Genomic DNA, 18,976 nt, shown 5'->3' with positions numbered 1-18,976 from the left:
TGCGTTAATTACTTTTATTCTATTTGCCGAAATCTTCCATAGAGGCATATAGATCTGCATTATCAAACATAGTGTAGTCTACAGCCTCATCCCACGCATCAGAATTGCTCTGCTGTTTATATATAGAAGCAGAAGCTGAACCAAGTTCACTATCATGATGATTTTGAACATAAGTAGTTATGCTAAAGATAGCCACACATACGCTAGCTGCTGCAACTGCATACGGACGTAAGCGATGCCAATGCGAAGAACGAATATTCACCACCTTTGCTGTAGAATTTTCTGGTATCTGAGCCATCATTCGATCAGCAAAATCTTCAAAATATCCTTTAGGAACCATGAATCCAGGATCCTTACCATATTTATCAGAAAGTAACTTTTCTTCTTTCGTCATTGCTAATGTTGTTATTTATATATTTGTTAGACGTAGTAAAAAAATAAAGGTTTAATGGTGAGCCTTTAAAAATTCTGTAATTTTTTGCACTGCTATATGATAAGAAGCTTTCAAGGCACCTTCTGTTGTCCCTAAAATCTTGCTCATATCACTATATTTCATACCATCGTAATATTTCATATTAAATACTACTCGCTGCTTTTCAGGCAATCTACTAATAGCCTCCTGCAACAAAGCCTGCATCTCATCACCATCGAAAAAATCATCTGCCAATAAACGGTTCGCTACGGATACATCCGCATCAATATCAATATCCAATTCTTGCTTCTTTTTACGCAAGAAGTCAAGAGATTCATTGATGGCAATACGATAAAGCCAAGTTGATAATGAGGATTTCCCCTCAAACTGATCTAAATTATTCCATACTTTAATGAAAGTATTTTGAAGCACATCGTCAGCATCGTCATGACTGAGTACAATCTGACGAATCTTCCAGTAAAGCGATTGGCTAAACTGCTTTACCAGCATGGGAAACCCTACACGAACAGTAGAGGGATCTCGTAAATTCTTTAATATGGAAGACTCATCTATATTCACAAGAAATCTTTTAATTAATTATCCACATTAAAACATATAGTTTTTAAGATGCTTATAAATGATCTGATCATAACCATATACATCCTGATACTGCTCCAACTCACCTTGTCTATTTGGATACAGTGTATAATAGACGATAAACACCGGAATATCCTGCATCACCTTCATGCTGTGGATGAGTTTATTTTTATCAGGTCCTGTCACAGAGTCAACTGTCATTGAATATTTGATTCGCCCGATAACAGACTTATTATTATCTAACATAAAAACTGCTAAATCAAAGGGATTTTCTACACGAACACAACCATGGCTCAAACAACGATCTTCTTTTTGGAATACACCTCTAGAATTGGTATCATGCAAATATATGGAATAATCATTATTAAAACGAAAGATAATTCGTCCGAGACTATTATAAGGTCCACCCTCTTGCACAACCACATAGTTACCACTAAGAATCATGGCACTGGTTACCTGATTTGTAGGAACAACTTTACCTGTACTACGATTACGTATAAAATAGTGATGTCGATTGAAATAAGAAGTATTGCCAGCAAAGCGAGCAACACTCGACTTCAATATACTCATCGGTATTAACCATTGAGGATTTATATCCATACGAGTAAAATTACTATGCAAAAGAGGCGTTTTCGTTTTCAGAGCACCTACAACTACTTTCATTTGCTGTACTTTGTCCCCATCTACAGCGAACAAGGATAGTGCTGGAATATTAACAATAACATATTTGGTATGAAGATATGGATAATCTGACAAACGCCATCGGCTTCTTTCCATATTTACCAGAAGTAGTCTACGTTGTTCTGCTGTTATATTTGGCTTTTGTAACCGACTCATCAAATCTTTATAAAAAGGATTAGTCGGTTGTATTTCCCTTAACACTTCCTTTACACTATCAACAGTAACTTTATGAAGTATCGAATCATAGAACTCTCGATTACTAGCTTCGCTTTTATCGCCATAAAGAGTTCTAAATCTATCAGTCCCGTCAATTTTGTCTAGTTGATTAAACACATAACTTGGATTTACAAATCCAAACCGTTGCCCTGAGGTATATCGCAGATAAGCTTTGGTAAGATTATACTCCAAACGAGCCATTACATCATTAATTCGATTATCATCCTTACTATCCACTTTCAACTGACGAATACGAATTAAATCATCTTCTATCTGCTTTACACGGAATTTTTTTTGTGAGAATCCCATATCAGATACTGTCCGCAAATAAGCTAAAAGAGTATCCACCCTTTCATCTACACCATGTCGAGTAATCCACAAGAATGGATTACGCTCATTATAATAACCACGAGTACGATAGTCTGGAGTCATTGAATCTTGATCTAAACGGATTAGACTATCAATACATGCACGAATACGATGGGAATTCAAGGCATAAATATCATCACTTAGAGTCTGATAATACTCTAATGATAAATGTCTATTCGGATTATCTGCACGTTTTTCACATGCTGTAAAGCATAATAAACAGACAAAAATGGCCCCCCAAAAACCGATATTCTTCTTCAACAACACTCAAATACCTTAAATATACGAAAGATTAAATTCCCATTTAACGATATCTATCAACTGATGATACTACTGTAACTTACCTTAATTTGACACACGAATTAACTGATAGATACTTTTCTAACCGTTTTTCCAACTTTAATAATATAGCATCCTCGTGTAAGATTGCTCAGATTGAATTGCTTTTCATTACTTTCCACACGATAAGTACCAACACAGACGCCAGCCAAATTATAAATATGAACAACCTGACCACTTGCATTAAAAACATGAAGAATTTCTCCACGAACGCTAATAGTCACGTCATTTGCATCGATATCGCTAATCTCGATAGCTACAGCAGCCTGAGCACTTTCGGCAACAAAAGGTGCAACCAACATACCGATTAAAACGATTATAGTAAGTATACTATTTTTCATACAACAAATCAAATTAATATAGATATTGCAAAGATAATATTTTTTTTAATAGATTGATAAAAAATATAAAAATTAACAATCTAAACATCAAATATTTTTCCTTCATCAGTTAACTTACTGTTTGGGAATATAGTCTTAGCCTCTGCAAGAATTTTGCTTTCATCAATATAGCGGGCACTATAATGTCCTAAAAGCAACTGCTTAGCTCCTGCATCACGGGCTACAGAAGCCGCTTGTTTAGAAGTGCTATGATAATACAGTCGTGCACGATCTTCATAATCGCTAGTATAAGTACTCTCATGATATATGGTATCTATTCCACATAATAATTGGTGCAAAGTCGGTATATAACGGGTATCACTACAATATGCATAACTTCTAGCAGGATCAGCAGGAATAACCAACCTACTATTAGGTATAACTTGCCCACTCTCTGTTGTCCAATCGGCTCCAGCCTTGATATTATTTATTTGGCTTACAGGAATTTGTAAAAAATCTAACATATCTCTCCGAATGTGTGGCTTAAGCGGCTTTTCACGAAAGATAAAGCCACAACATGCTATACGATGCTCCAAGGGTATCGTTTCAATCGTCAAACTGCGATCTTCATAAATAACTTGCGACTTAGATGTGTCAACAGGATGAAATTCAACTTTAAATTCGAGTCCTGAACAGAAAAAATCAATTTGCTGCTGAAGAATCGGTCCAAAGTCAGCTGGCGCATACACATGCAAAGTTGCTGTACGCCCCAACATTCCAAAAGTTGAAATCATACCTATAAGACCAAAACAATGATCACCATGTAAATGCGATATAAAAACCGCACTGATTTTTGTAAATCGTATTTTACTTTTACGCAACTGCATCTGCGTACCCTCACCACAATCTATCATGAAGAGCTTTTCACGAATCTCGACTATTTGAGAAGATGCATTATGATGCAATGTAGGGAGAGCGCTTCCACATCCTAAAATATGAATTTTAAATGGTTCCATGACCCGAATATTATTTTTGAGATAATTTTACCCCACCCTCATTTTTCTGACGTTTATAAGTAAAGATGCCATTATTATTTTCTAAATATAGGCTATCAGCACCCAAACTTGTAATTTCAAAAGTATCCCGATTAAGTAAAAGGTTACCGTTATAGATTTTCCAAACATTCCAAGGATTCTTTTCGGCATTTGTAAAATTACGAACAGTACCCCCCTCTTCTATTTCAAAATTCTTATCCAAACTCACCCATTTTCCTAATAAAGTCGTCAAGTTTATAATTTTATTGGCAACCAGACTACCATCTTCAGTTTTATAGCCACACACGGCCATACGATCGCCCTCAAGTAGTCCTCCCTGTACAGGATTATCATCCTCTATGCCAAACATATACTCGATGGTATCACCACTATCCGTAATCAACTGAATCATATGCATAGAAGATCCTTCACCACATACACCATAGACAGTGGTATCATTATCATCCTCACTCGTCCGTATGCTGTCAGAAACCGTTACAACTGGCATTTTTTTCTTAGTATCATTGCAACCAACCATCATCATAGCAGACACAGCCATTACAACTACCGGTATCAATTTTTTCATAATATTATTGTTTATTTCTTTCTATTTGTTTTGCTTCATTCCAAAGTTTATCCATTTCCTCTAAGTCCGTATCTTTAAATGACTTACCTAAAGACTTCAACGCTTGTTCTACATATCCGAAACGAGAAATAAATTTTTGATTTGTACTTTCCAAAGCATTATCAGGATTTAGCTTATATAATCTAGCTGCATTAATCACACTAAAGAGAAAATCGCCCAATTCCTTCGTTGAATTTTCTTGATCTTCTTTTCGAATTTCTGCCTCTAATTCATCCAATTCTTCACGAACTTTTTTCCAAACATCGCCTTTATCCTTCCAGTCAAAACCTACATTACGAGCTTTATCCTGAATGCGATAAGCCTTAATAAGAGACGGTAGAGAATCAGGAACACCTCCTAAAACGGTTTTATTTCCATCGCGCTCTTTTTGTTTACGCTGCTCCCAAGTTGATTCCACCTGCGAAGCTGTTTGAGGAGCATCACTATCAACAAGAACACGATTTAACTCATCGCGATAAACCACCTGGCCAGAATCATTTACCACCATATCAGAACGAGTAAGCTTCCATCCCCTCCAATCGATAAAATCATGACGGAACATTAGCTTATCTGCTTGTTGATTACACACATCAGCCACATCAAAATCATTTGTTTCATCACCCATAATACTATATAACATCACATGTTCCATGACATCACCTAGTTCTTTGGATATATTTTTGCGATCATCCTTCATCAAGGCATCACACAGTTCAAACACTTCTTCGATAGTATTGGGACGAAGGCTTTCATACGTTTGTTTCCTATCCCAGGGACACTCTTTGCGGAGACGTTCCTGAACATCCAGAAGACGACCAAAAGCCTCAATTTTTTCTTCTCTTGTATGCATAATCTAATGAATTAAAGGCGGTAAAATTTACCCATCAGATGCAAAGGTAATAAAAAGTTTGGAAATAACAAATTCTATTATTTATTACATTATTAAAAAGAATTTTCGTAATTTTGTACCCGATTATGCTATCAACTATATTCAGACAGCATACGACTAAGATTAAAATACGTAAAAAGATAAAAGTTAGAATGGAATTAGCAAGTAAGTACGACCCACAAAACGTGGAGTCAAAATGGTATCAGTACTGGCTTGACAACAAGCTCTTTAGTAGTAAACCTGATGGACGTGAACCTTACACTGTCGTCATCCCACCTCCTAATGTTACTGGTGTCCTCCACATGGGTCACATGCTGAACAATACAATACAGGACATTCTTGTGCGCCGTGCACGCATGGAAGGTAAAAATGCATGCTGGGTACCAGGTACAGACCATGCTTCTATCGCAACTGAAGCAAAAGTAGTAAACAAATTGGCTCAAGAAGGTATCAAGAAGACAGACCTTACTCGTGAACAATTCCTTGAGCATGCATGGGACTGGACCAATGAACATGGAGGCATTATCTTAAAACAGTTAAGAAGATTAGGCTGCTCTTGCGATTGGGACCGTACAGGATTTACTATGGATGAGACTCGCTCAAAGAGTGTCATCAAGGTTTTTGTTGACCTTTACAATAAAGGCCTTATTTATCGTGGTGTACGTATGGTTAACTGGGATCCACAGGCACAAACTGCACTTTCTGACGAAGAGGTTATTTATAAGGATGAGCACTCTAAGCTCTATCACCTAAAGTACTACGTTGTAGAACAAGACAAGGTAGAGCGAAAAGATGAAGGCAACATCATGCACAAGGACGAAAAAGGGTATTATGCAGTAGTAGCAACTACGCGTCCTGAGACTATCATGGGTGACTCCGCCATGTGTATCAACCCTGATGATATTAAGAATACTTGGTTAAAAGGTCTTCATGTTGTTGTACCTGCTGTAAATCGCGAAATTCCAGTTATCGAGGATAGCTATGTAGACATAGAGTTTGGTACAGGCTGTCTCAAAGTAACTCCTGCACACGATATTAATGACCATGCCCTAGGCTTAAAACATGGTCTTGAAACTATCGATATTTTTAACGATAACGGTACCATCTCTGAAGCTGCAGGTCTTTATGTTGGTATGGACCGTATGGATGTCCGTAAGCAAATTGCTATCGACCTTCAGAATGCAGGACTAATGGAGAAGATTGAAGACTACGATAACAAAGTAGGATTCTCTGAGCGTACCAATGTACCTATCGAGCCAAAGCTATCTACTCAATGGTTCCTTAAAATGGAACACTTCGCAGAAATTGCACTTGGCCCGGTTATGAATGATGACATCGAATTCTATCCTAAAAAATACAAGAATACTTATCGTCATTGGCTAGAAAACATCAAAGACTGGTGTATCAGCCGTCAGCTTTGGTGGGGACATCGTATTCCTGCTTACTATTTCTCTACCGCTGATGGTAAAAAAGACGTAGTAGTAGCAGAGACTGCAGAAGAGGCTTTAAAACTTGCACAGCAAAAGAATGCCAATTTGAAAGCTGAAGACCTGACACAGGATGAGGATGCTCTTGATACATGGTTCTCTTCATGGTTGTGGCCAATTTCTTTATTCGATGGCATAAACAACCCTGATAATGAAGAGATTAATTACTACTACCCAACTGCAGACTTGGTAACAGGTCCTGATATTATTTTCTTCTGGGTAGCTCGTATGATTATGGCTGGTTACGAATATCGTGGCAAAATGCCTTTCAAGCATGTTTACTTTACAGGTATTGTTCGCGATAAACTCGGTCGTAAGATGAGCAAGAGTTTAGGAAACTCACCTGATCCTATCATGCTGATTGAAAAATATGGTGCTGATGGTGTACGTATGGGTATGATGTTGGCAGCTCCAGCTGGTAACGATATTCTCTTTGATGAAAGCCTTTGCGAACAAGGTCGTAATTTCAACAACAAAATTTGGAATGCTTTCCGCTTAATTGAAGGTTGGCAAACAGCTGATATTGAACAGCCTGAAGAGAATAAGATTGCCATCAACTGGTTCGACGCTAAGCTGAAAGTTATAAATGCTGAAATGCAAGAACAGTTTAAACAGTATCGTATCAGCGAGGCACTGATGACTGTATATCGTCTATTCTGGGACGAATTCTCTGCATGGTATTTGGAGATGATCAAGCCTGCTTACATAGATGGAAAGGCTCAACCAATTGATCAGATTACCTATAATAGCACTTTACAATTCTTCGAAACATTGATGAAGATGCTTCATCCATTTATGCCATTCATCACAGAAGAACTTTGGCAGCACATTGCCGACCGTAAAAACGGCGAAAGCATTATGAGTGCTACACTAACAATAGATAATCCTTCAGAATCAGACCATAAACTGGTAGATGCAATCGAGAATATGAAGCAAGTTGTAGGTGGAGTTCGTACTGTTCGTAACCAGAAGAACATAGCACCAAAAGAAGCTCTCGAACTTCAAGCTATTGGCCAGAACGCATACGAGGCTTACAACAGTGTAATTATGAAAATGGCTAATTTGAAAGCCATTAATGTAGTTAATGCCAAGGGCGACGATGCTTCTGCCTTCATGGTTAGTACTGACGAATTTGCTGTACCTGTAGGTGATCTGATTGATGTAGCTGCAGAACTAGAGAAGGCTCAGAAGGAACTCGAACACCTACAAGGTTTCCATGCCAGCGTAGAAAAGAAACTCGCTAACAAGAATTTCGTTGATCATGCCCCTGAAGCTGTAGTGGCACGCGAACGCAAAAAGCTCAGTGACTCAGAAGAGAAAATGGCTGCATTAAAGGAAACCATTGCAAAACTGCAGGGTAAGTAATTATAATTTATATTTGGGTACATTCTTTGATAACACAGGGAATGTACCCTTTTTATTTTTACTATGAAGAAATTTATCACTTATATTATTTTAGGCTTAACGGTTTTGGTAAACCTAACCTCATGCAAAGACGATCCTGTTTATGATGAGGATATAATTACGACCCAGACTCTTTTAGTATATATGCCTTGGACAGGAACAGCTACAAAAGCTGATGGTCTGTATACTTATTTGACACAAAATCTTGATAGTATCAAAGCCGCCATTTTGGCACAAGGACTTGATAACAGACGAGTTATTGTTTATTTCAACAACTCTGCTAATTCTGCCAGACTATATGAACTTACCGTTAATGGCAATCAAATACAAGAAAAAGACATCAAAGAATACTCCGGCACAGAATACACTACTGCCGAAGGTATAGCTGATATTATTACTACTGCATTTACATCAGCTCCAGCTCTCAACTATGCAATGATTATAGGTAGCCATGCCATGGGTTGGACCTATAAAGAAGACTGGCTTAATTATCCCTATTACGCAAAATCAAATACTCAAGAATCTAATAAGAAACAGCAAACAAATCCATTAGCTAATTGGAATCAAGGTGATAACATTGAAAACATCACACGCTTCTATGGAAGTGTATCAGACATCAGCAGCTATGGTGTCGATTTAAATACATTAAAAGAAGCTCTCCTAGCTGCGGAAGGTAATATAACCTATCCTGCAACAGAATCTCACAAACTGCAATATCTTCTATTTGATGATTGCTACATGGCTAATGTAGAAACTGCATATGAGATAAAAGATGTTACAAACTATCTAATAGCAAGCACTAGTGAAGTTATGGGTGAAGGTATGCCATATCGAAGGATATTCAATTACCTCTCAAGTGCATCTCCATCATACTCCTCTATAGTTAGCACCTTTTACAGCTATTACAATAATAAAAAAAACTATCCGTATGGCGAACTTAGTGCTATCGACTGCAGACAACTAGATAATTTAGCTGAATTCATGAACAGAATGAATGCGAAATATACTCTTGCAGATTCACTTCGTGACAGCATTCAGGTTTTAGATGGTTTTTCTCATATTCAGGTAGAACCACTCTTTTATGACATGACAGACTACATAAACCATTTAGGACTAAAGAACTCCGAATTAGAAAACTACAATGACCTGATAAGTAAAGTAGTATATGCCCACCAGAACACCACATTACTCTATTCCAATTTGAGTAGTATCTACGGGGAAACTACTTTCAACGTTAATACTTGCTGTGGTTTAACTATCAGTGATCTGAGTCTTAATACTGTTGCTATCAAAGGCAAAGAAAAGACAGCCTGGTGGAAAGCTACCCACACCGCAACTAGCAATTAAATTATCATCGATTATCATTTTTTATTCAAGTAATATCAATGAAAAAATATTTTATTATCATTAATGGCCAGCAGAGCGGCCCATTTTCTTTAGAAGAATTATTCGACCGTCATATCACTTCTGAAACCTTGGTTTGGGCCGAAGGGATGCAAAATTGGACACCAGCTTGGGAAATAGAAGAACTTAAAGATATTCTTAGAGGTATTGATCCACGATCTTCTGCCTATAATGGAACTACTACACCCAATGAACAAGGTGTAACCCCTCCTCCATATCAGCCAACAAAACAACTTACACAAAATGACCAGCAGATACTACAACCAGGTCAGGGATTCCCAAACAATAATCCGATTGATAATGACATAAAGACTAAGGATAAAAGCAAAATAGCTTTGTATTCTGTCATTGCAGCTTTCATTATTCTACTTATTTTTGCTTTTACTGCTCCTAGCAAGAAAAGCCACGAAGAAGCTATTCGCGAAGAAGTAGAAGAAGCCATACAAAAGAAAGCTGACTGTGAATTAGGTGACGGCATCTTCGCTTCTGGTTTAAAAATGTTTACGAGTATGCTAACACGTAATATTGTAGACCAAGTATTTAACGAAGTTCTTGATTATCATAATTATATTATCTTCAGTACCACTTCCGTAAAATATGGCGATGCAGAACATACTGTAAGTTGGGGTATCCTAGGTAAAGTATTCACCATGAACTCTGATGATATACTAAAGGCTATCGATAGTAATAGTCCCACAGTAGACACTTCTAATGAGAAAAATCAGCAACAGATGGAAGAATCAATTGACAACACCAATGATGAAGATAATTCTGACGACGTTACTAATGATAACTCAGAAAAAAATAAATTCCAGAAAACAATCGACAAAAAGGTTGATGAAGCTGTAGATCGCGTTACCAAACATGTTGAGAAAAAAGTAGAGCAAAAAGTCTCTGAGAAGCTAAACGAAGTAGCTGACTCTTCTACTATTGATAAAATTATCGATAAGATTATGTCTCTGTTTTAAGCAGAAACTACTATTTATAACAAAGAGAGTGTGTCATCTTTAAAATGACACACTCTCTTTTTTTGTAAAAATAGATATTTATTACTTTTCTAATTTGTCATACTTGCTTAGTATATTGAACAAACGATTACTGATCTTCTTAACTCCTCCCTTAACATTAGACTCAATATTAAGAGGTAATACTGGGTCATGGAGAGAGAGACGAAGCAAGAACCAACCTTGCTCATCACCATTAGTACAGCTAACACGAATACCCTCATAGTTTGGCTCTACTATATTCCATCCAGCCTCACTCTTTACAGCCTCAGCCACTTCATCAAGTACCTGCTGACCATATGGTTTGAAATCTTCCAAGTTAATTGTAAAACGAACCTCTGTACTTTCAATAGGCTGTTTCAAGTCTTCTATAAGGTTTTGCAGTTCTCCCCCCTCCTTGCGTTGGCGGGCTGCTTCAACTAGTAACTTAGCCACCAAATAAGCACCATCATCAAGGAAATAATTCTCACGAAGAGCAGCATGTCCAGAAGTTTCTATAGCAAGCCAACATTCTTCACCTGAATTATTCAAACGAATACCCTCATCGATTACATTACGATAACCACGGCGAAAACGATGATGACGACCACCACGTACAGTGATAAAATCAGCTAAACCATCTGAAGTTACAGAGTCTGTTACAACAGTACTCTTAGGATGCTCACGAAGAATAACATCAGCTATCAGGGCAATAAGCGAATTACGGTTAATAGACTCGCCATTCTTATCAACAATTGCAGAACGATCTACATCCGTATCAAAAATAATACCTAAATCAGCTTTATTCTTCACTACTGCTGCACAAATAGAAGCCATCGCCTCTTTATTTTCAGGATTAGGAATATGATTTGGGAAACGACCATCAGGGTCTAAAAACTGACTACCTGCTGTATTAGCTCCCAACTGTTCAAGTACCTTGGCAAAGAAGCCACCACCACCATTTCCAGCATCTACAATGATATGCATACCACTTAATGGAGTGCTGCTGCCTGCTGCAATGCGAATATAATCAACCAAGTGGGCCACATACTTATCCATAAACTTATAAGGAATAACAACTCCTCCCACTTTAGGCTCTGGTAGATTACCTTCCTCAGCATATTTTAGAATTTCAGCAATATCTTCTTTTTCAAGACCACCATCTTTAGTAAAGAACTTAATACCATTACGGTTGAAAGGAAGATGACTAGCTGTGATCATGACACCACCATGTACGGGTCTATTTTTATCTATTGTAGTCATAAACATAGCAGGAGTAGAAGCTAAACCACAATCATATATTGTATGGCCTACCTCTGTAACGCCTTTAATAAAAGCTTCTTTCAAAGCAGGACCTGAGATACGAGAATCAACACCAATAGCTAAATTGACATCATCTGTTCCTAATCGTTTGCAAAGCCATGTAATAAAAGCTTTTGCAATAACAGTAGTAGCTTCAGCTGTAAGATTCACATTTTCATTAGGCACGCCTTCTAAAGCTATACCACGAATATCTGATCCATTCTGTAATTTTTTCCAATTCATGATTTTTCGCATTAAATATTTAATATTTTTTATATTCATATATAGGTAAATCCCATCCCATAATAGCAGAAATCTGCGGTATTAAAGTCATGGCTATTTTTGCCTGTCCTTGATAATTCGGATGCCAATCAGACCCCATATCACGAGCTTCTGTTACAATATTAGGCATCGGTTGAGAGAAGTAAACATTTGACCATCCTGCAACTTCTTTACTTAGTTGCTGTAAAGATGCCATCAAATAACCATTGGCTGAATGAGGGGTTACACACAAAATCGGTATATTACCATAATGTTTTCTGATAGTCTGTATCATTTTTTTATAAGACGCAACATACTGATAGATATCTGGAACCATCCCTGGATTATAGTCATTAGTACCTAAATTTATCATAACCAAATCAGGATGATAGACCTTAAAATCATAAGCCGTTTTCTGAGCAGCATCAAATAACTGAACAAAACGCGTAGACATATTCTCTACTGATATTTGCATTTTATCCCCCCAATCGTGTACCATACCCTGACCAGAATGAGCAATAAGCGCATAATCTGCATCAAAATATCTAGCAATAATACAACCATAAGCCTTATTACAGTTTTCTGTATCTATACGAAATGGCTCACTGGCTTTTTTCCCTTCTGTACCATAACCACAAGTATATGAATCGCCATACACCTCTATCATACGAGTCTTTGCAGGCACAGCTCTTAACTGAGCTTTATCAGCAACCAAAAATTGATGAATAGTAGTACATCCGTATTGTCCCTCTGTGCATTTTTGCAGACGAAGACGATGTACTTTCTTTGACAACTTTTCTGCCAGTACTATTACCTGAGGATGTTTTCCTTGGATATGTATCTTCTTAACCCACACATCATCGATAAATACATTATGATAACTTTCCCCTGTTTCAGAGACTTTAATAGCTATTTTACCACCTGTAAAATCTGTTTGGAAATAAGTACCTATCCAATCGTAACGAACACTTCCATCTGAAAGTTTTTCTACACGCCCCGTGTAACTAACTTGACTATCATTAGCAAAAAACGATTGGTCTGCCCAAGCCGACAACGTGCATGCGCATACGAAGACCATCAATGACAAAATCTTTTTCATGTGTATAGTATAAATAATAGTTAGTCGTATGCAAAGATACAACATTTCTAGTAAAAATAAGAGAAATCATTTAGGAAATAATTTGCCTAGGTAACGAACAATATGAATAACCATCTACTCTTTGTAAGTTAAAAACATAACCTAAAAGTCCAAAACGCTTATCAAAAAAGCATCTTACATTTAAATTCAAAATATATCACACCATAGAAAAAATATACCCCACAGTGAAAATTGTATAAATTTCACTGTGGGGTATATTTTTAGCTATATAATAATCACTTATTAGATAGTTATTTTTTGCTAAGAGTAAACCTTTTTTTTATTAAGCGTTTACCCAATCTAACGTATGTCGGTTGAATTTATCTTACGCATATTACGATCATGATTGTCGACATAATAACCTTTTGTTTCAGAATTACCATCAACAGCTTTTTTAAGCCCATGAATCTCAGCTTCTTTCAGTTCACCTGTATAGAAAATTTCGTAATCCACAGGATCCTGAGTTGGGGATACTACATTCGTATCAAAAGAGAGCTCTAGCACACCCTTTGTAGCAAGATTGCCAAAAATACGAATAACTTCATGAACATAACCTAAATTCATGCTACTATCATACACAAACTCCACTGGTTTAGCCATACCAGGCATGATAATCACATCATTATCGGTTGTATTGGTCAAACTTAAAGAAGATGGCTGAATATCATTAATAACTAAAGGTTGGTTACCTGTATTTTTTATTTCAAAAATCATTTTTAATTTTTCACCTTGAATAATAGGATAATAATGTCGCACAGAGTCAACTACAGATACTGTGGTCGGCCCTATAACTTTTTTACAACCTACTAAAAATGGTAAAATCAACAATATTATAATAAAAATCTTTTTCATCATTCAAAATTAAGTTCAAACTGAATCTCATCGCACGCCACGGCGACTTTACCCTGTATATTTGGCAATATGATACGCACATCAAACGGTTTATTAGGCTGAAGTTTTTTTACCGGCATCCGGTATAATAAACGTTGGAGTTCACTATCACCATCTGGTGTATGCGCATAAGGTATATCTGTTTCTGCTATAAGTCTTGCTCCTTGCCACACTTGAACTGTTTTAGGGGCATAGATATGCCAAATAGGAGCTAACAGGCATCCGATAGTTAATACTCCATTTGATTGATCTACCATACACTTATAGTCTGTTGTTAACGTACTAGAATGTACCCAGTTAACATGATAGTCATAAGCAGAACCTATATAGCCATCCGACATCAATGGTTCATTACTGCAAACAAAAGACTTATATTTACCCACCTTCGGCTTATTACTTCTGGAATAAGCGATATAATCACTTAATTTTCCATGTCCCTCACGATAATGAGTTATCAGATTATAGCTGATACCACCTTCCAAATTGTTAAGGCAATCAGCACGATACTCTGCATTATATGGAATATAAGAAGCACGTATCAGCTCCAGCTGAGTATAATTAAAACCTGTAAGTAATATGTTCAGCTTTCTTCTCTCATCTCCTACTATCCCTTTAGACATTTTATCGAGTTTCCTAACAAATTCTAAAAAATTATCAACAGAGAGATACATACGAACCTCATCATTTATGCCTCCATACATGGCAAGCTCGCCATTCGTTTGATCCAAATGCTTTTCTAATGAGAGATAATAATTTGCTATCAACTCACCTGTCTCTGGATAATTATCTACATAGAACTGGTTAACTAACTGATCAAGTTTCTGGTAAGGATTGAGTAATAATTTTGCAAGTACTTCAGTCTGCATATCGCCAAAAGCAGAATAATCGTCACCACTTCCATTCAAGATAATACCTCTAACTCCTTTTTCCTGATACCACTGTAAACGTTTCTGCATCAATCCTAAAACAGGATAAGGAGAAAGATAATCATCAAAATTACTCATATAATCCCAAACATATATTTGGCCAACTTTATTTTTCCAGGATTCAATCAACCTGGAAAAAGATACACCCAACTTGGTCTGAGCAAAGCCCTTAACAAAAGGCAAATCTATAGCACTAATAATAACTCCAACATTATCTGGCATCTTATAAACAGGAGGTTCTTTGACCGACAAATATGATGATGTAAAAAACTCATCGTGAGGAAAGCGATTAGCCAGTTTAGAGATAAATGCTGTAACCGCTGGTGACGCAGAGCGAAGAGAATTGCCTTTCTTACGACACTTTTCACACTGACAGACTATAGCATTATCATTCGGCATAATAACAAATCTACCCGACTTATGCTTTGTATGGTAACTAACTATAAAATGTTCAACACTTCGGTACAACTGCTCTGAAGAAAAACAGTATTGCTCCTCATTTCTACATCCATTCACCAATGCATAAACATCATCTGAAACCTGTTTGCCAAGTATCTTATGCATATTATGTCCCCATAATCCCCAATCATAATCCAAATTTCCACAATCTAAAGCCTTTCTCTGATCTAAAGTTCGAGTATAAGGCGAATATATGCTTCTGTATTTGAAAGCAGAATCATCACCAGCAGACAAGTTCGCACATTGTGTAAACCCTGTGATGCTAGCTATTACAAACAACAAAATACGACTAGAAATATATCGACAAAGTACCATCTATACTAAACAAATTTTTGTATTTAGTTTCCGTATAATCTATAGGATTTAATTCATCACCCGAGCGACGAGACAATACATTGCTAAAAGTATTCCAAATACCAACCAGATTAAATGTAACCATACGAGAAAGCTGATACTGGAAGCCAAAGTTAACCATAGTATTTATCTTATCGAAACTACCCGGTTGAGCACGATCTATGATTTCAGTCTCTGGAGCTGTACCGACAGAAGCTCCTGCCGTAAAACACAGCCACTTACTATCTAATGGATAGTAATGACCTTGAACAGCAGAAGTATAGCAGAGGTTAGATGCATAGAAAACCAGGCCAGCCTTACCCTCAATATCAAACTGATCCCAAGTTTTACGAACTCCTAAACCAGCATTGACCATATTATTAGTCTTTTTGGCCCATGGACCATTTGCCCATGCCCCCTCTGACTCTTCAATAACATAAGTAAAGGTACGGTAATAATTATCTAATTGGCGATATCCTGCGTACAAATTAGCCGACCAATTATTTTTGAAATCATAGTCAAGACGAATATTGGCAGCTAATTTCGGAAAATACTTAGTTGCTACTGCTGCATTAATCATACCACTCCACCTATTATCAAATCGATGTTGCCATTCAACTTGCCCCTGTAAACCAGTTCCTCCTGGTACATAAGAATCTTCTTGATCACCAACATCATTGCCATCTCTACCAGCATAATTAATACGCCCAACATATACATTGTCCTTCGCTTTATGCGTATAAGCTATTGATGCAACGCTGTTAATAACATCAACATCACCATAACGTGATTGACGATATTCAAAATCCAAAATATTCTTTCTTTCCTTACGACGAAGCATATCGAGGTGAATCATAAAATCGCTGTATTCTGCAGCAGAAGGCTGATAGTAGCGCTGATATACATAAGCAGAATCGTACTCATGTACAGATTCATAAGCCAAGCCCTTGGTATACAGCAGTTCTTTATTCTTATCATCATAAACTAATGCAGTATCTACTACAGCAATAGCTTCTCTTCCCTTATGCTTCTTAACTAGTTCTAATGCTAATAAATTACTATTTTCAGAATAAGCACCCACCAATGTAGAATCATAAGAATAGGTAGATAGTAATGGGCGAAGAATATCTAACGCTTTGTGATAATCTTTTTGACGCTTATACGAAGTTGCAAGTTTTTCCTGGAATAATACATCTTCAGGATATAGTTCTGTAGCCCTCTCTACATAAGTGTCGAAATCTATGTACTGTTTAAGCATATCTGAAGTATTAATAGCAAATAACAAACCGTCATGAGATTTTGGATTTACTTCAAGTAGATTACATGCCGTATTCTTAGCACGTCTAATAGCTCCCATTTCTATCAATTTCTTCACATATGGAACAGCCAGTTCTTCATAAGCACTACGATATAATTCTATATTTTTTGCATCCTTAGCACCTTCTAATGCATCAAACAATACATCTAACGATTCATTGGTTTTTCCTTCTGAATCAAGAAGATATGCCTTTCGTATATAATAATTTTTCTGATTAGGAAATTTTTTGCTCATCAAATCAAGCAGTTTAGAAGCCCGACCATACTGTTTAGTTTCTGTAAGACAAGTATATTTCTTATTCATCGCTCCAAGCACCTGCTCTTTATCAGACGAGTGATCAATTACAAAATCGAGCAAAGGAATAGCCTCTGTATAATCATTGGTAACCATTAAATCTTGTGCTTGCTCCAGACGGTAAGCACTCAGTTCTATCACAGCTTCTCTATTACTTGGCTGTACCTTATACAATTTCTCCAGAGCTGATATGGCATGGCGTTTATCCCCTGCACGCTTATAAACTTGATACTCCATAAAGAGTAATTTAGGAGTATTGCCCTGATGTCTACGAGCCTCTTTCAAATAGTAAAGAGCATCATCTGTATATCCATGACTTACAGAAGTATTTAGCAAATAATCAAGAGCCTCTTTAGATTTAGACTCTTCATAGACCTTTCCATACATGGTATAAGCGTCATTACGAAGAGCATCCTCTGCCGCATCTTTACGCATATTTTTACGCATTGCAGCCAATTTGCTACTACTATGGCGCTTTAAGAATGAAGCTAAAAAAGTATCTGCTTCATTATAACGATGAAGTACGGCCAAGATACTAGCACGTTTTTCTGCTAAAGCCACATTACCAGGATTACGCTCCATACCTTCTATTGTAGCAGCTAGAGCTTCTTCGCTACGACCACTCTGTAATAATAAATTAGCTAATTGCAAATAAAGAGACGATTGCTTTGGATTCGCTTTTATCAAAGAACGTACGTTTTCTGCTGCAGCTGTAGTATTGCCATGCAGACGTAACTTTTTAATATTCTCCTCAGTACGCCCATAAAGTCGACGTTGCAAATCTATATCATTCGGGTAAACCTGTGCTATTCTTCGTAACAAGCGGTCGGCCATCTGAAAATTTCCTTGTCTATTATATAAGTCTATTTTCTTTAACCATAATACTTTATCATATGGGCTAACTTTCAGAATATCATTGATATAACTGATGGCAGTAGAATAATTACCCGTTTCTGTTTCTACTTTGACTAAAACGAGTTTAGCTTGAGTATCATCAGGGGTATACCTTACAGCTCGATAAAGATAATAACGAGCCTTATTATAATTCTTCACATCATAATAGCACTTACCAAGCAGATAGTTGAGTAAAGTAGACTCAGGATAATTCTTAACACCATTCTGTAAAACTTTTAAGGCCTCCTCATGTTTGCCCTTTTTAAGAAGCGTAAGAGCTGTAGACTCATAATTGGCAGGTATCTGCATATCTTTGGGAATCTGGGCAGATGCAACAAAAGTAGTTGAGGCCAAAGCAAATAATATACTAGTTATCTTCTTATTAAACATTTTATGCATG

Annotated in this window: 15 protein-coding genes; 3 read left to right on the top strand and 12 right to left on the bottom strand. The window is 36.9% G+C overall.

Going from position 1 to position 18,976, the window contains the following annotated elements:
- Nucleotides 1-19: 19 nt before the first annotated feature.
- From L6469_RS02335 to mazG, 7 genes are all read right to left on the bottom strand, one after another.
- On the bottom strand, nt 20-394 hold the full coding sequence (locus L6469_RS02335) for a hypothetical protein (protein WP_006282331.1): 375 nt from the start codon (nt 392-394) through the stop codon (nt 20-22).
- A gap of 51 nt (nt 395-445) precedes the next feature.
- Complete coding sequence (locus L6469_RS02330; protein WP_006282332.1) at nt 446-991, bottom strand: RNA polymerase sigma factor; 546 nt, start codon at nt 989-991, stop codon at nt 446-448.
- 27 nt (nt 992-1,018) lie between these two features.
- Nucleotides 1,019-2,542: a L,D-transpeptidase family protein gene (locus L6469_RS02325; RefSeq protein WP_006282333.1), complete on the bottom strand. Its 1,524-nt coding sequence runs from the start codon at nt 2,540-2,542 to the stop codon at nt 1,019-1,021.
- A gap of 95 nt (nt 2,543-2,637) precedes the next feature.
- Nucleotides 2,638-2,955: a T9SS type A sorting domain-containing protein gene (locus L6469_RS02320; RefSeq protein ID WP_027453702.1), complete on the bottom strand. Its 318-nt coding sequence runs from the start codon at nt 2,953-2,955 to the stop codon at nt 2,638-2,640.
- Nucleotides 2,956-3,035: 80 nt separating this feature from the next.
- Complete coding sequence (locus L6469_RS02315; RefSeq protein WP_006282335.1) at nt 3,036-3,950, bottom strand: ribonuclease Z; 915 nt, start codon at nt 3,948-3,950, stop codon at nt 3,036-3,038.
- A gap of 10 nt (nt 3,951-3,960) precedes the next feature.
- On the bottom strand, nt 3,961-4,554 hold the full coding sequence (locus L6469_RS02310) for a hypothetical protein (protein ID WP_006282336.1): 594 nt from the start codon (nt 4,552-4,554) through the stop codon (nt 3,961-3,963).
- A gap of 4 nt (nt 4,555-4,558) precedes the next feature.
- Entirely contained in the window at nt 4,559-5,443 is an 885-nt protein-coding gene (mazG, locus tag L6469_RS02305; RefSeq protein WP_006282337.1) for a nucleoside triphosphate pyrophosphohydrolase, read from the bottom strand.
- 191 nt (nt 5,444-5,634) lie between these two features.
- Between mazG and L6469_RS02300 the strand changes: the two genes are divergently transcribed.
- The 3 genes from L6469_RS02300 (at nt 5,635) to L6469_RS02290 (ending at nt 10,745) form a co-directional block, all read left to right on the top strand.
- The gene (locus L6469_RS02300) at nt 5,635-8,334 is read left to right on the top strand and encodes a valine--tRNA ligase (protein WP_006282338.1); all 2,700 of its coding nucleotides are present in this window, start codon (nt 5,635-5,637) and stop codon (nt 8,332-8,334) included.
- Between the two features lie 63 nt (nt 8,335-8,397).
- Nucleotides 8,398-9,720 carry a clostripain-related cysteine peptidase gene (locus L6469_RS02295; RefSeq protein WP_006282339.1) on the top strand — a complete coding sequence of 441 codons (1,323 nt, stop codon included), beginning with the start codon at nt 8,398-8,400 and terminating at the stop codon, nt 9,718-9,720.
- 38 nt (nt 9,721-9,758) lie between these two features.
- Nucleotides 9,759-10,745: a DUF4339 domain-containing protein gene (locus L6469_RS02290; RefSeq protein WP_006282340.1), complete on the top strand. Its 987-nt coding sequence runs from the start codon at nt 9,759-9,761 to the stop codon at nt 10,743-10,745.
- An 81-nt stretch (nt 10,746-10,826) separates the two neighbouring features.
- Here L6469_RS02290 and L6469_RS02285 read toward each other — a convergent pair whose 3' ends face one another.
- The 5 genes from L6469_RS02285 to L6469_RS02265 all read right to left on the bottom strand — a co-directional run bounded on the left by L6469_RS02285 (nt 10,827) and on the right by L6469_RS02265 (nt 18,975).
- A complete protein-coding gene (locus L6469_RS02285; RefSeq protein ID WP_006282341.1) occupies nt 10,827-12,305 on the bottom strand; it encodes a phosphoglucomutase in 1,479 nt (492 codons plus the stop codon).
- A gap of 19 nt (nt 12,306-12,324) precedes the next feature.
- Nucleotides 12,325-13,422 carry an SGNH/GDSL hydrolase family protein gene (locus L6469_RS02280; protein WP_006282342.1) on the bottom strand — a complete coding sequence of 366 codons (1,098 nt, stop codon included), beginning with the start codon at nt 13,420-13,422 and terminating at the stop codon, nt 12,325-12,327.
- Nucleotides 13,423-13,761: 339 nt separating this feature from the next.
- The gene (locus tag L6469_RS02275; RefSeq protein WP_050787924.1) at nt 13,762-14,313 is read right to left on the bottom strand and encodes a DUF1573 domain-containing protein; all 552 of its coding nucleotides are present in this window, start codon (nt 14,311-14,313) and stop codon (nt 13,762-13,764) included.
- Nucleotides 14,313-16,052 carry a DUF4838 domain-containing protein gene (locus tag L6469_RS02270; RefSeq protein WP_027453696.1) on the bottom strand — a complete coding sequence of 580 codons (1,740 nt, stop codon included), beginning with the start codon at nt 16,050-16,052 and terminating at the stop codon, nt 14,313-14,315. Before L6469_RS02270 ends, L6469_RS02275 begins: the two co-directional genes overlap by 1 nt.
- Entirely contained in the window at nt 16,027-18,975 is a 2,949-nt protein-coding gene (locus L6469_RS02265) for a tetratricopeptide repeat protein (protein ID WP_006282345.1), read from the bottom strand. The genes L6469_RS02270 and L6469_RS02265 overlap by 26 nt, the downstream gene beginning before the upstream one ends.
- Nucleotide 18,976: the final 1 nt, after the last annotated feature.

This window comes from Segatella baroniae B14 (genome assembly GCF_022024235.1).
Taxonomy (GTDB): domain Bacteria; phylum Bacteroidota; class Bacteroidia; order Bacteroidales; family Bacteroidaceae; genus Prevotella; species Prevotella bryantii.
This window is presented reverse-complemented; position numbering and strand designations above follow the sequence as displayed.